Here is a 14,128-nt window from a genome sequence, read left to right as displayed (position 1 = left end):
GAATCCTTATGATTACTATTCCCTGATAGCTCAGTTGGTAGAGCACTCGACTGTTAATCGAGTTGTCACAGGTTCGAGTCCTGTTCGGGGAGCCTTTGCTCTCATAGCTCAGCAGGTAGAGTGCATCCATGGTAAGGATGAGGTCACCGGTTCGAACCCGGTTGAGAGCTTGTGTTAGGGCCCGTTGGTCAAGCGGTTAAGACACCTCCCTTTCACGGAGGTAACAGGGGTTCGATTCCCCTACGGGTCATAGGATAGTATGGAGGCTTAGCTCAGCTGGGAGAGCATCTGCCTTACAAGCAGAGGGTCGGGGGTTCGAGCCCCTCAGCCTCCACCATATTTCATCCTCTTACCTGGTTGAAATGTTGGGGAATTGTGAATCATATGCATATTGGGGATTAGCCAAGCGGTAAGGCAACGGACTTTGACTCCGTCATGCATAGGTTCAAATCCTATATCCCCAGCCATTAAGAGCCATTAGCTCAGCTGGTAGAGCACCTGACTTTTAATCAGGGTGTCGAAGGTTCGAATCCTTCATGGCTCACCATTTTATTACATGCGCGTGTGGCGGAATTGGCAGACGCACTAGACTTAGGATCTAGCGTCTTTGACGTGGGGGTTCAAGTCCCTCCACGCGCATCTTGTTTTTGCGGACGTGGCTCAGCGGTAGAGCATCGCCTTGCCAAGGCGAGGGTCGCGGGTTCGATTCCCGTCGTCCGCTCCATATTTGCGCCCTTAGCTCAGCTGGATAGAGCGTTTGACTACGAATCAAAAGGCCGGGAGTTCGAATCTCTCAGGGCGCGCCATTTTTGAAATTATATGTCGGGATGTAGCTCAGCTTGGTAGAGCACCTGGTTTGGGACCAGGGGGTCGCATGTTCAAATCGTGTCATCCCGATACTAATTTGCGGGTGTAGTTCAATGGTAGAACTTCAGCCTTCCAAGCTGATAGCGTGGGTTCGATTCCCATCACCCGCTTACTGATTACCTAGAAGCCGAGAGGCTTCTTTTTATTTTGTCCACATTACATGAACTTTCTCTGTGTATAGGTTATTGCGAAAATCTCCTGTCATGCACAGTTGGGGATGACTTGTGCATATTGTACATAGGCGCTCGTTACTTTAACACCCAGATCCCGTATTCCCCCTTTTACGTATCCCTTTCTCCTGTAGTAAGGCTAATTTTGTGATCAAATTCCTTCAATATAGGAATCCTATGACCATTAACGATCCGGATTCATGGTGATAACTCCAAGGCTGCTGTATTTAGTTGTACACAATGGCTTCCTTTTATGTGGGTATATCTGAGTCTGGAAGGAAAAACAGCTCGGAAACATTGAAATTATGGCTGATTTGTGTATATCTTTGTGGATAGAAGCTTAATGCGTTTCACTTTGTCAACAAATAATAAACATATGCACATAATGATGCATGTTTTTTTGTTTAGGAAATCATGCTGTTTATAACACCTGTGCATAAAGTTTCGATGATTCTCTAGGCCATAAAGAAATTTCTTTTATTAAATTTCATTTTTGTGCATAAAAAAACAATATATTCTCAAAAAAAGTATTTTAAAAGCGTGACTTTTTACTGTAAATTTTGCAGCTTTTCACTCGTTTTTATTGTATGATGTTAAGAAAGTGTCAAATTTCGTGTGTATACGTACCTTTGCAACAAAGCTGTATTTGGTGTGAACAGATTAGATGGGGGGAAAAGCATGACTGAGCTTACGTTAACCGCTAACAAAAACCAATCCAACAATCTGCTACGGCGGGACGTTCGTTTTCTAGGGAATATTCTTGGTGAGGTTTTGGTTCATCAGGGTGGCAACGAACTTTTGGATATCGTGGAAAAGATACGTGAGACAAGTAAATCGTTACGTGCCGGGTATCAGCCGGAGTTGTATGAGAATTTCAAACAAATAGTTAGCGGACTGGATACGGATATTCGTCACCAGGTTATTCGCGCGTTTGCGATTTATTTTCAGTTAGTGAACATTGCCGAGCAAAATCATCGTATCCGCCGCAAACGGGACTATGAGCATTCTGCTGGTGAAGATGTTCAACGTGGTTCAATTGAAAGTTCTGTTCAGGAGCTTAAGCAGGGTGGATTTTCTGCTGAGGACGTTAGCAATCTGCTAGAAGAGCTTTCTCTGGAGCTGGTTATGACTGCACATCCTACAGAAGCCACGAGACGGGTGATTTTGGACATTCACAAGCGCATTTCCGAGGACGTCATGCTGTTGGATAATCCTATGCTTACCTTGAGGGAGCGGGAACAGGTGCGGGAAAATCTGCTGAATGAAGTGATTACGCTATGGCAGACAGACGAACTGCGTGATCGCAAACCAACTGTGTTAGATGAAGTTAGAAACGGGATGTATTATTTTCATGAGACTTTGTTTCATGTGCTGCCGGACGTATACCAAGAATTGGAACGATGTTTAGGTAAATATTATCCTGAGCAGAGATGGCATATTCCGACCTATTTGAGATTTGGCTCCTGGATCGGTGGAGACCGGGACGGCAACCCGTCTGTTACGGCTCATGTTACTTGGGAAACGTTACGTATGCAGCGTAAGCTGGCTTTGAGAGAATATCAGCACACGCTGAAGGAATTTATGGGTTATCTGAGCTTTAGCACTAGCATTATACGTGTCTCTGATGATTTGCTGGCTTCTATTGAGGAAGACCGGACCCATATTACGCTTAAAAAGATGGAAGTGTGGCATAACGAGAAAGAGCCTTACCGCATCAAGCTGGCCTATATGATAGCCAAGGTGAATAATATCCTGGATGAAAGCAAGCAGGGCACGAAGGAACGTTATAGTTCTGCTGAAGAGCTTATTGCGGATCTGAACGTTATTGATGACAGCTTGCGTCATCATTTTGCGGATTATGTGGCAGATACTTATATTCAGAAGATGATTCGTCAGGTAGAACTGTTCGGCTTCCATACGGCTACGCTGGATGTACGTCAGCATAGTCAGGAGCATGAAAATGCAATGACTGAAATCCTCTCTAAAATGAATATTGTTGCGGATTATGGCAAGCTGCCTGAGGAAGAGAAAATAGACCTGCTGGAAAAGCTGCTGAACGAGCCTCGTCCGATTACGTCGCCGTATTTGAAATATAGTGACAGCACTCAGGAATGTCTTGATGTATATCGTACGATTTATCTGGCTCAGGAGGAATTTGGAAAGCAATCCATTACAAGCTACTTGATCAGTATGACTCAGGGAGCAAGCGACTTACTGGAAGTTATGGTGCTGTCTAAAGAAGTGGGTCTGTTCCGTATCGAGAAAGATGGCACAGTCGTATGTACATTACAATCCGTTCCTCTGTTTGAAACGATAGACGATCTGCATGCTGCCCCTAGTATTATGAAAAGGCTGCTGAACTTGCCTGTATATCGCCAATCCGTGGCAGCAATGGATCAGCTCCAAGAGATCATGCTGGGATATTCAGATAGTAACAAGGACGGTGGTGTGGTTACTGCGAACTGGGAGCTTCGGGTTGCGATGAACAGCATTACGGAAGTGGTTAATGAGTTCGGAGTAAAAGTGAAGTTCTTCCATGGACGCGGAGGAGCACTGGGACGCGGAGGAATGCCGCTTAACCGTAGCATTTTGGCCCAACCTCCTCATACGATCGGAGGCGGAATCAAGATTACGGAGCAGGGTGAGGTACTCTCATCCAGATACTCGCTCAAGGGCATCGCTTATCGAAGCTTGGAGCAGGCAACGTCAGCTCTGATTACCGCGGTTGCGTTTAACCGTTCCGGTAAGAAGGAAGTGTTCGAGGAGAACTGGGAGGAGATCATTGCCCGTATTTCCGAGGTATCGCTGGAGAAGTATCAGGATTTGATTTTCCGCGACCCGGATTTCTTCGCTTTCTTCAAGGAATCAACGCCATTGCCTGAGGTGGGCGAACTGAATATCGGCTCTCGTCCATCCAAACGTAAGAATAGTGAACGTTTTGAGGACTTGCGCGCTATTCCATGGGTTTTTGCATGGACGCAAAGTCGTTACTTGCTGCCTGCTTGGTACGCGGCTGGAACAGGGCTGCAAAGCTTCTATCAGAACAATGAGGATAACCTCAAGGTGCTGCAAACGATGTTCAAGGAATCAGCTTTCTTCCGCTCCCTTATTGATACACTGCAAATGGCGATTGCGAAGGCGGATTTGCTGATTGCAGAGGAATATGCAGGGATGTCCGATAATGAAGAGGCTCGCCAGCGCATTTTCGGACAAATTTCAGCGGAATTCAAGCTGACATCCGATCTGATTTTGAAAATAACAGGACAATCGGAAATTCTGGACGATGTGCCGGTAATTCAAGAGTCCATCCGATTGCGTAATCCTTATGTCGATCCGTTAAGCTACTTGCAGGTTCAGTTGCTTAGTGAGCTACGCGAACTACGTGACCAGAACGGGGACGATGCGGAGCTGCTACGTGAGGTGCTGTTAACCATTAACGGAATTGCCGCAGGACTGAGAAACACGGGCTGATACAGCTTGACCGCATGAACACAGGCAATCGGGCGCTTATGGGTGCCCGATTGTGTTGTTTGCATGCATATGACGGAGCAGGAGTCCAATTGGTGTCAACGCTACAGTTGATTTTCCGATTAAATTGAACTACGATGAATTATCATAACAATGTAATGAGTAACCCATCAGCAAGTCTGGGGGAGTATAGAGTGGATAATATGGAAAGCCGCTTGGTTAGGCTGGTGCAGAAAGGTGATCAGCGAGCTTTTGCGGAGCTAGTCGAGTTATATAAAGATCGGATTTTTCATCTTTCCTACCGGATGCTTGGGAATCGCCATGAGGCGGAGGATCTGGTGCAGGAAACTTTTTTGCGTGTATATCGTAATTTGGAGAAATATGACCATGGGCAGAAGTTCTCCACATGGATTTACCGGATTGCGACGAATCTGTGCATTGACCGTCTGCGAAGGAGAAAGCCTACATACTCACTGGATGCTGAGATGAATGAGCAGGAAGGTGTGGATGGGTATGCGATGCTCGCTAGCGAAGAGCTTACACCCGAAGGGCGTACGCTGTTGTCCGAGACACAATCCTTGATTCATGATGCCATTGACAGCCTTCCAGACAAATACAGGACGATTATGGTTTTGCGTTACTTGCAGGAGCTTTCCTTGCAGGAAATTAGCGATGTGCTTAATCTTCCGGTCACTACCATTAAGACGAGGGTTCACCGGGGCCGGGATTTTCTACGCAAAAAATTGGAGCACAAGCTGTAAATTATGTGTTCAGGATCTTGGAAAGTGCGCGCACAGATGTTTTTTGTGAAACATATTGCTCGTTGTAGCGTATGTAAAGTGAGCAAAGTTTCTAAGCCGGAGCATGTTATATAGAGGAACACGGAAGAATATTAGAAAGGATTGGCTCATATGGATTGCAAACAAGCCGTCTCTTTTATGCATGACTATCTGGATGGCGACCTGTCCGAGCAGGACAAACAGGAGTTAGAGCATCACTTGTTCACCTGCCCGGAATGCCGCATGCGTTTTAAAGAGCTGGAGCGGACGGATGCGATGCTTTATGGTACACGGCATCAAGTGCCGTGTGTATCGGATGAGCTGACACTTCGCATTATGAATGCTTTGCCGCCGCATAGAAGAGCGCCAATGGTGCCTATGCTGACTTGGGTGAAAAGGCACCCGGCTGTTACGGCCGCTGCTTTCTTTCTTGTTATTATATGCTCAAGTATGGCAAGCTTTTCAACCACAGACCATCAATTGGTAGTCAAGGGAAGCCATCTGGATCAGGTTGTTATTCAAGGGGATACTGTGATCGTGCCTGAAGGTAAATCCATTGCTGGAGATTTGACCGTGCAAAATGGCAAGGCTCGGGTATATGGCGATGTGGAAGGGAATGTAACTGTGATCGACGGTTCCTACTATCAAGCGTCCACAGCACACATTGCAGGACAGGTCAAAAGTATTGATCAAACCTTGGACTGGATTTGGTATAAAGTTACTGATTTGTTCGGGGGTACGTCCTCTCCATAAAAGAAGCTTGAACTGGCAAGAATGATATCGAGCGCCTCTTCCGCTGGAAAAGGCGCTTTTTTTGTATATAAAGCTGGCGATTTGTACTTTATTTTACTGTTTTTAGTGGTTCTTTTGTCGTGCGGCTTGCAACGCGGGCCTTATCGTTATAACCTAGATAGAGAGAGCATACTGTGTACATATTACACTTACTCACTACAGAAAATTGCGGGGGCATGCGCATGTTGGATTATTTCGCGGACCTGACTTGGAAAGAGTCCATTAAAGATATTATCGACATTCTGATCGTAACCTATATTATGTATCAACTTATTTTACTTGTTCGTGGAACGCGTGCAGTTCAATTGCTAAAAGGAATTCTGTTCCTGGTGCTCATTTGGGCCGTTAGTACGTGGTTTGATTTGTATACGCTCAAGTGGCTGATGAACCAGATGTTTACCTTTGGTGTGGTAGCTATTTTCATTATTTTTCAGCCTGAATTGCGTCGTGCCCTGGAACAACTGGGGCGAGGCAAGCTGTTTGGGCGTTCGTCTGCGGATGATGAGGAGATAAACAAGTTAATCGGAGAAATGATTAAGGCGCTGAATTATTTATCACTTAGAAAAATAGGGGCTTTGGTCGTATTTGAACGCGAAACGGGGCTAAACGAATACACGGAGTCCGGTATCAAGACACAGGCAGTGGTCAGTTCCGAGTTGCTGATCAATATTTTTATTCCAAATACGCCCCTGCATGATGGTGCGGTCATTATTCAAAATAATCAGATTGCTTCTGCGGCCTGCTACTTACCACTGTCGGAAAATCCATTTATCAGCAAGGAGCTGGGAACTCGTCACCGGGCAGCGATTGGGGTGAGTGAGGTAACGGATGCCGTAACTGTGGTGGTATCAGAGGAGACAGGGCAAATTTCTTTGGCTATCAATGGACAGGTCGTGCGCGATATTAAGGAAGAATCCTTAATATCCAAGCTGTATGAGGAGCTGCGGCCGACACCATCTTTGAAGGAAAAACGCGGCTCATTCTGGAATCGGAGGGGAGGCCGTGGAAATTCATGATGGACAAATGGATTAACAACAATACGATTTCTAAAATATTGGCACTCGCGGTTGCCGTCTTGCTGTGGGGATTGGTTCATCTGGACACAGGCACGCCTTCGTCCACGCTGACCGTTTCTTATGATAATAAAGTGATTGATAATGTAGGCATTCAGACCAGTGGTTTGGATGAGTCAAAATATGTATTATCTACAATGGATACTGACCATGTGAAGATGGAGGTTAGAGGACAGCGCTCCGTGCTGACTTCTTTTTTCGCAGATAATTACCAGGCTCAATTGGATTTGAGTGGATTAGGAGCAGGTACTAAAACCTTACCGCTTGTAGCGAATCTGCCGAATGGCTTGGAATTGGTGTCTATGACTCCTAATCGTGTTACGGTCACGATTGAGGAAAAGGCAACGAAATCATTTGATGTTTCTATTGTTTCCAAGGGTAAACCGGATACCGGCTTGCAGCTTGGAGTGCCTGTGGTCGCCCCTCAAACGGTGAAGGTCACCTTGCCTAAAAGCCAGTTGAGTACAGTGGCTGCGGTGCAGGGGGCTGTGGATACGGAGGGAATCTCGGAGAAATTTGAGCAGAAGCGGGTGAAGCTGAAGGCTTACAACAAAAAGGGACAGGAACTTACAGGAGCGGTTATTGAGCCTTCCACAGTGTCTGTTGAAATCCCGGTAACCCAGCAAACGAAGTCCGTGCCTGTGAAGATTGTCTATTCCGGGGAGCTGCCGAACGGTTTGGCGCTTTCCAAAGTTAATGCAAATGTAAAAGAAGCGGTCGTTTACGCTTCGCAGAATGTTTTGAGTAGCCTTAGCTCCTATGTTACGGCTACACTCGATCTGAGCCAATTAACGGAAGCAGGGACCCAAACAGTTCAAGCTAATTTGGCAGCGCCCGCCGGTTCTGATAAAATCGAGCCTGGCTCAATACAAATTCAGGTGACAGTTGCGCCTTCTAATCAGGTGACCGATGCGGAGCGGACATTGTCAGGCATTCCGATTGTTGTGCAAGGGGCAGGAGATGGGACGACTGCGACTATTACAACGCCCGCGGACAAGACGATGGATGTTACCGTGAAGGGGCCGCAGGATATGATAAGCAATTTAACCAACGATGATATTAGTTTGGTCGCAGACGTAAGTGGTCTGGGGGCTGGTCAGCATGAGGTTACGTTGAAGGTAGGCCTGCCCAAATACATTACGCAATCCGGAAACGCCAGCCAGTTAACGGCAACGGTAAACATTGAGAGCCCTTCAACGCCGGCTGTAACGAATCCGGGCAGTGGGAATGAATCAACCCCTTCCGGTAGTGGTAATAAGGGGCAGGAGAGGCCACAGGGGGGCCAGAGCGGTCAAGGCGGCTCCTCTGATGCAAGCTCCGGGGACAGTGCAGCTGCGGAGGACAAAACAAATCCTCATAACGGCGCAGATTCTTCTGCCAATGGAACTCCGGAGAGCAGTCAGCCATAACATGATTTATCTGTAGTAAATATTTAAGGTTCATTAGACAAAAAAGGGAGTCATTATACATGGGGAAATATTTTGGTACAGATGGTGTTCGAGGCATTGCTAATCAGGAACTTACAGCAGAACTGGCATATAGCATTGGCCGCTGCGGCGGATATGTTTTAGCAGGGAATGTAGAAAAACCGACAGTTGTTATTGGTATGGATACACGGGTGTCCGGTCTGATGCTGGAATCGGCGCTTGTAGCCGGTTTGCTGTCTATCGGGGCTAATGTGGTTCGTCTGGGTATCGTTTCAACGCCGGGAGTCGCTTATCTTACACGTCAATTAAAAGCGGACGCTGGTGTAATGATCTCGGCTTCCCACAATCCGGTGGAAGACAACGGCATTAAGTTTTTTGGCGGCGACGGGTTTAAATTGACAGATGAAACGGAACTAAGAATCGAAGAGCTGATGGATGCGAAAGAAGATCAATTGCCTCGTCCAATTGGCGGCGGATTAGGTACGGTTGTTGTAGACGAGCATTCTCGCTACGATTATCTGGAGTTTTTAAAAACAACGATTAGCCATTCTTTTGAAGGACTAAAAATCGTACTGGATTGTGCGAACGGAGCGGCTTATGAGCTGGCGCCGAAGCTTTTTGCGGAATTGGGAGCCGAAGTTCACACCATCGGTGCGGAGCCAAACGGGCTGAATATCAACGATCATTGTGGCTCAACCCATCCTGAGAAGCTGAAAGAGGAAGTGCGTCGCTTGAAAGCTGACATTGGTCTGGCCTTTGACGGCGATGCAGACCGTCTGATCGCGATTGATGAGAACGGGGAAGAGGTAGACGGCGACTATATCCTTTGTATCTGTGGGGATGCGCTGAACCGCGCTGGAAAGCTCAAAGACAGCACTATTGTATCGACTGTGATGAGTAATATTGGTTTTTACAAAGCAACGGAAAAGCTGGCGCTCAAGACTGCAAAAACTGCGGTTGGTGACCGTTATGTAATGGAAGAAATGCGTCGGGGCGGCTTTAATCTGGGCGGTGAACAGTCTGGTCACGTTATTTTCCTCGATTACAATACGACGGGCGACGGTATGTTGACTGGAATTCAACTGGTGGATACCCTGAAAGCTTCCGGTAAAAAGATGAGTGAGCTGAAATCGCTCATGAAGCAGTATCCGCAAGTGCTGGTTAATGTGCGTGTACAGGACAAACGCAATTACGAGGGCAATCCTGCCATTGCAGAAGCGATTGAGCAGGTGGAACAGCAATTGGGTGATAATGGACGCGTATTGGTTCGTGCTTCCGGTACAGAATCGCTTATTCGTGTTATGGCTGAAGGTCCGGATAAGGATGAGCTGGAGCAATTTGTAGGACAGATCGTAGATGTTGTAAAAAAAGAATTGGTTTAAAATTTTGTAAACGTCGGTTGCCTGTTCAAAGTAAGCAGGCGACCGCGTTTGCAGATATTATTTTTAATTGAATACTTACCAGAACTTGCAAATATGAATAAAGTGTCATTGCCAAATGATGCTGAGCTGAATATAATATAGGGATGTTGTGACTCAGAAAGAGAAAGTGAGGGTTGTAAGGTAATGTAATACAAGCGCCAGAGCTTGATTTTGCGCGGGGGAACTTGTTGGTGAGGCAGATCATTCAATTTGGATGATGTTGCTCACAGATGGGTTCACGGCAAAGCGAGCTGACGAGGTGAAGGTGTTCGAAACATTCGGCGGGGACCTTCCGGTGAGGCATCGACCCGTAAATCGGCAGCGGAAAAATAAGCAGGCAACTGTTTACACAACGCACCGATAGATGCTTTTATTTTATAACCTAAATTATAAGATTCATTTCATGAATGTGCGGCCATCATCATTGGCGTGCGCGGTTTGGGAATTTCGTTACATTCGTGAAGAGATGCCTGTAATTTCTATAGTTATCATTGACAACTTCATAGATGAATGAACTTTATTCCGCAATCTACCGCACACGTTAGTCCTGTGATGAGTCGTCCTGTGAAATGATGATCGGGAGGATAACGAATATGTGTGGCATTGTAGGATATATTGGTGATCAGAATACGCAAGAGGTATTGATTGACGGATTGAAAAAGCTGGAGTACCGCGGTTATGACTCTGCGGGTATTGCCGTGTTTACAGATTCAGGACTGCAAGTAGCCAAGGCTAAAGGTCGTCTGGCGAATTTGGAAGCGAAGCTGGATGGTGCGCCGCTGGTAGGCCATGCAGGTATCGGGCATACACGTTGGGCAACACACGGTAAGCCTTCAGATGAAAACTCCCATCCGCATTTGGATGAGAGCCAAAAGTTCTCCGTGGTTCATAACGGGATTATCGAGAACTATCTGGAGCTGAAAGAACAACTGATCAGCGAAGGTCATACCTTTATTTCCGAAACGGATACGGAAGTTATTTCTCATCTGATTGCGCGTGAATATAAAGGAGATATCGTCAAAGCGGTACAAAAAGCAATTACCTTTATGCGCGGTGCCTTTGCACTGGGTGTGCTGACAGAGCACGAGCCTAATAAGCTGGTAGCTGTTCGCCAAGCTAGCCCGCTGGTTATCGGTGTGGGAGAAGGCGAGAACTTTATCGGTTCCGATATTCCGGCTATTCTGAAATATACACGCAATGTATTTATTTTGAACGATGGCGAAATGGCTGTTTTGACCAGTGATGCCGTCGAATTAATGACAATCGAAGGCCAATTTATTTCTCGGGAAATGATTCATGTCGAATGGGATGCTGTAACAGCGGAAAAAGGCGGCTATGAGCATTTCATGTTGAAAGAAATCCACGAACAGCCTAAGGCTTACCGTGACACAATGTTGGGCCGAATCGACAATGAAACTAAAAGAGTTGTTCTTCCTGAGTTGAAGCTTACAGAAGAACAAATTAAAAATATTCGCAATATTCAAATCGTTGCTTGTGGTACAGCCTACAATGCTGGTTTGATTGGTCGTACGGTTATTGAAAGCTTGGCTCGTATTCCGGTGGAAAACGACGTGGCTTCCGAGTATCGTTATCGTTCGCCAATCGTAACACCAGAGACATTGGTAATCGTAGTGAGTCAATCCGGTGAAACTGCCGATACGTTGGCAGCACTGCGTGAAGCACAAGCGAACGGCGCTCATGTACTGGCGATTACAAACGTAGTTGGCAGCTCCATTGCCCGCGATGCAGATGATGTGTTGGTTACACTGGCAGGACCTGAAATTGCCGTAGCTTCCACCAAGGCATATTCTTCGCAGTTGGTTGCGTTTTACCTGTTTGGTCTGTATCTGGCTCAAGTACGTGGCACACAAACGGATGAGCAAGTAGCTCAAGTGTTGGCTGCTATGGAATCACTGCCAGAGCAAGTGGAAGAAATGCTGGGTAAAGCAGATGCGATCAAAGCCTATGCTGAGCAAATCGCGAGCCACAAGCACCTGTTCTTTATTGGTCGCGGTCAGGACTATGCTGTAGTACAGGAAGGCTCCCTGAAACTCAAGGAAATCTCCTACATTCATTCCGAGGCTTATGCGGCGGGTGAACTGAAGCATGGTACGCTGGCATTGATCGAAGATGGTATTCCGGTTATCGCTTTGGTAACACAGGAATCCGTGTTGGAGAAAACCGTGAGCAATATCAAGGAAGTGAAAGCACGTGGCGCAGACGTTCTTGCGATTACGTACGAAGAGCACGCTGTTGAGTTGTTGAAGTCCGTGGATCAGGTATTTGCAATTCCGAAGACACTTCCAATCCTGTCTGCTGCGATTTCGGTTGTATCTCTCCAGTTGTTGGCTTACTATGCTTCCCTCGCTTTGGGTCATGATGTGGATAAACCACGTAACCTGGCGAAAAGTGTAACGGTTGAGTAAGGGCAGTATATTGATACAAAGGCTTGTGATCAGATACAATAAAGTTGAGTTCTAAATTTTCAACTTATTTATTGTTGTACGAATGTATTAAAATTAGGCAATTTTAAAAAAAATAGTAAAATATTATGTTTCAATCAATTAAGTGATTATTTGTCAATAAAAACCCGATGAGTAAGTTTCATCGGGTTTTTATTAAAGTTAGGATATTCTTTTATAATATTTGAAAATGGGTAAGCGAAACGCAATTGTACTTGAATGAGGACGGGAGAGAAAAAATTGGACGGAGCTATAATGGAACTTGCGAAATCAGATATATGTGAAGCGATGAGGAAAGAAATTCAAATGAACCAATTACTCATTGAAAATAGCGTCGTTTACCGAAACACATCAAGACAGGTCAAAATTCGAGTATTTACCGCTATGGCGCTTAACGATGTGCTTCAACACCTCAATCTGGATCGCTCTATGCAGACTCCGAACAGTTTAAAAATCAGCCTACCTATGAGCAAAGAATATCTTCATTTGATGTACAAAATAGGTGCTACCCGATATGCATATCATGAGAAAATAAAAGTGGAACAACAATTGTTTCTGGATTATACGGGGTAGTACCAGCGTCGCTGACACCACCCGCAAACGTATGGGTTAAACTGGGGATTTATTAAATACCTGATTATATTCAAGCTGCGCATCGGTGATCGCCAGCTTTGAATAGACTTCCAGCGATTTTCTTCATGGCCGGAACATGGCTGAATCAATGCATCATCAAAAAAGCAGCCACTACAGGGCTGCTTTTGTACTACGGGCTAATTGCTCGTGTATTTTACCCAATCGTATTCGGCGTATAGCGGATTCGCTCCGTTATACGGACCTAGCCAGTCGTCAACACCAGTGCCATTCCATAAATTCATCATAATCTTGCCTGGCGTGCTCGGTATGTTCGTAGTTGCTGTATGCTTTAAAACCCCGTCAACATACCACTTAATGTATCCTGGCTGCCAATCGAATGCATAGGTGTGAAAGCCTCTTGATGCATCAAAGCCCAGATCGATAATCTTCTCATGACCACCGACCCCGTTTGTATAATAGTTGAATTGCACTTTTGTCGTGTCTTTGCCTAAAAATTCAATATCTATTTCATCCCATTGCGTGCCATGAGCAGGTCCCGTATACGTGAAAAAGGAAGATACGATTCCTGTATTTTTAGTAGGCTTCATGCTGACCTCGTATAAGCCGTATCCGTAAGTGTTCGTCGATCGATACTCTCCACAGTCAAATTTATTGTATGCAGAACTCGTTAAGCCAAGCTTCATTTTGCCATCGTTAGTAAAATTGACATTATTGGAACGCCAAGTGCAATTAAACATGTTCCCATTTGAATATCCATCCGCCTTTTCCCATGCACCTGAATTAAAGTAATTAAGTGGTTCCCAAAAAACATACCCCGCAGAAGCGTTTACCGTAAACAACAAAGAGACAATTCCAGCTGCCAGTAAAGTAAACCAAGATTTCTTCTTCATTTTACACCTCCATAAAAGATTGACCAAACATGAAAGAAATGGCTGACAATGATACATTATTTCAATTATTGGCCATCTTCCGGACAAATATAAAACGCTTCCATATTTGGTATCTTCATTGTAGTCTGAAATTGAGGCGTACACTATAGCAAACTTAACGCTCGAAATATAATTTAAAAAAACCT

The 14,128-nt window shown here is 45.6% G+C and carries 9 protein-coding genes and 11 tRNA genes; 19 read left to right on the top strand and 1 reads right to left on the bottom strand.

Annotation, left to right across the window (positions count from 1 at the left end):
• The first annotated feature begins 19 nt into the window (after window positions 1-19).
• The 19 genes from QD47_RS02365 to QD47_RS02275 all read left to right on the top strand — a co-directional run bounded on the left by QD47_RS02365 (window position 20) and on the right by QD47_RS02275 (window position 13,032).
• A tRNA-Asn gene (locus QD47_RS02365) sits at window positions 20-92 on the top strand.
• A 5-nt stretch (window positions 93-97) separates the two neighbouring features.
• Window positions 98-170 (top strand) — tRNA-Thr (locus QD47_RS02360).
• Window positions 171-178: 8 nt separating this feature from the next.
• Window positions 179-250, top strand: a tRNA-Glu gene (locus QD47_RS02355).
• Between the two features lie 11 nt (window positions 251-261).
• Window positions 262-337 (top strand) — tRNA-Val (locus QD47_RS02350).
• A gap of 55 nt (window positions 338-392) precedes the next feature.
• Window positions 393-467, top strand: a tRNA-Gln gene (locus QD47_RS02345).
• Window positions 468-471: 4 nt separating this feature from the next.
• A tRNA-Lys gene (locus QD47_RS02340) sits at window positions 472-547 on the top strand.
• Between the two features lie 11 nt (window positions 548-558).
• Window positions 559-639, top strand: a tRNA-Leu gene (locus tag QD47_RS02335).
• A 10-nt stretch (window positions 640-649) separates the two neighbouring features.
• A tRNA-Gly gene (locus tag QD47_RS02330) sits at window positions 650-724 on the top strand.
• A gap of 5 nt (window positions 725-729) precedes the next feature.
• Window positions 730-806 (top strand) — tRNA-Arg (locus QD47_RS02325).
• Window positions 807-823: 17 nt separating this feature from the next.
• Window positions 824-897, top strand: a tRNA-Pro gene (locus QD47_RS02320).
• Between the two features lie 9 nt (window positions 898-906).
• A tRNA-Gly gene (locus QD47_RS02315) sits at window positions 907-977 on the top strand.
• 738 nt (window positions 978-1,715) lie between these two features.
• Window positions 1,716-4,508 carry a phosphoenolpyruvate carboxylase gene (gene ppc, locus QD47_RS02310; protein WP_044644604.1) on the top strand — a complete coding sequence of 931 codons (2,793 nt, stop codon included), beginning with the start codon at window positions 1,716-1,718 and terminating at the stop codon, window positions 4,506-4,508.
• Window positions 4,509-4,699: 191 nt separating this feature from the next.
• The gene (sigW, locus tag QD47_RS02305; RefSeq protein WP_014278287.1) at window positions 4,700-5,266 is read left to right on the top strand and encodes an RNA polymerase sigma factor SigW; all 567 of its coding nucleotides are present in this window, start codon (window positions 4,700-4,702) and stop codon (window positions 5,264-5,266) included.
• A 150-nt stretch (window positions 5,267-5,416) separates the two neighbouring features.
• Entirely contained in the window at window positions 5,417-6,037 is a 621-nt protein-coding gene (locus QD47_RS02300) for an anti-sigma factor (protein ID WP_044644603.1), read from the top strand.
• A gap of 221 nt (window positions 6,038-6,258) precedes the next feature.
• Window positions 6,259-7,092, top strand: coding sequence for a diadenylate cyclase CdaA (gene cdaA, locus QD47_RS02295; protein ID WP_044644602.1), 834 nt, complete (start codon window positions 6,259-6,261; stop codon window positions 7,090-7,092).
• A complete protein-coding gene (locus tag QD47_RS02290; protein WP_044644601.1) occupies window positions 7,089-8,558 on the top strand; it encodes a CdaR family protein in 1,470 nt (489 codons plus the stop codon). The genes cdaA and QD47_RS02290 overlap by 4 nt, the downstream gene beginning before the upstream one ends.
• A gap of 59 nt (window positions 8,559-8,617) precedes the next feature.
• Window positions 8,618-9,958 (top strand): phosphoglucosamine mutase, encoded by a 1,341-nt coding sequence (glmM, locus tag QD47_RS02285; RefSeq protein ID WP_014278283.1) that lies wholly within the window; start codon window positions 8,618-8,620, stop codon window positions 9,956-9,958.
• A 632-nt stretch (window positions 9,959-10,590) separates the two neighbouring features.
• Complete coding sequence (gene glmS, locus QD47_RS02280; protein ID WP_044644600.1) at window positions 10,591-12,423, top strand: glutamine--fructose-6-phosphate transaminase (isomerizing); 1,833 nt, start codon at window positions 10,591-10,593, stop codon at window positions 12,421-12,423.
• A gap of 276 nt (window positions 12,424-12,699) precedes the next feature.
• A complete protein-coding gene (locus QD47_RS02275) occupies window positions 12,700-13,032 on the top strand; it encodes a hypothetical protein (RefSeq protein WP_044644599.1) in 333 nt (110 codons plus the stop codon).
• A gap of 197 nt (window positions 13,033-13,229) precedes the next feature.
• Here the strand turns inward: QD47_RS02275 and bglS are convergent, their stop codons facing one another.
• Window positions 13,230-13,943 (bottom strand): beta-glucanase, encoded by a 714-nt coding sequence (gene bglS / locus QD47_RS02270; protein WP_044644598.1) that lies wholly within the window; start codon window positions 13,941-13,943, stop codon window positions 13,230-13,232.
• Between the last annotated feature and the right edge of the window lie 185 nt (window positions 13,944-14,128).

Source organism: Paenibacillus terrae (assembly GCF_000943545.1).
GTDB classification, from domain to species: domain Bacteria; phylum Bacillota; class Bacilli; order Paenibacillales; family Paenibacillaceae; genus Paenibacillus; species Paenibacillus terrae_A.
This window is presented reverse-complemented; position numbering and strand designations above follow the sequence as displayed.

Bases quoted from the DNA above. Each gene is read 5' to 3' on its own strand.
- glmS (WP_044644600.1), top strand. From the start codon at position 10,591: ATGTGTGGCATTGTAGGATATATTGGTGATCAGAATACGCAAGAGGTA.
- cdaA (WP_044644602.1), top strand. From the start codon at position 6,259: ATGTTGGATTATTTCGCGGACCTGACTTGGAAAGAGTCCATTAAAGAT.
- glmM (WP_014278283.1), top strand. From the start codon at position 8,618: ATGGGGAAATATTTTGGTACAGATGGTGTTCGAGGCATTGCTAATCAG.
- QD47_RS02290 (WP_044644601.1), top strand. From the start codon at position 7,089: ATGATGGACAAATGGATTAACAACAATACGATTTCTAAAATATTGGCA.
- ppc (WP_044644604.1), top strand. From the start codon at position 1,716: ATGACTGAGCTTACGTTAACCGCTAACAAAAACCAATCCAACAATCTG.
- bglS (WP_044644598.1), bottom strand. From the start codon at position 13,943: ATGAAGAAGAAATCTTGGTTTACTTTACTGGCAGCTGGAATTGTCTCT.
- QD47_RS02300 (WP_044644603.1), top strand. From the start codon at position 5,417: ATGGATTGCAAACAAGCCGTCTCTTTTATGCATGACTATCTGGATGGC.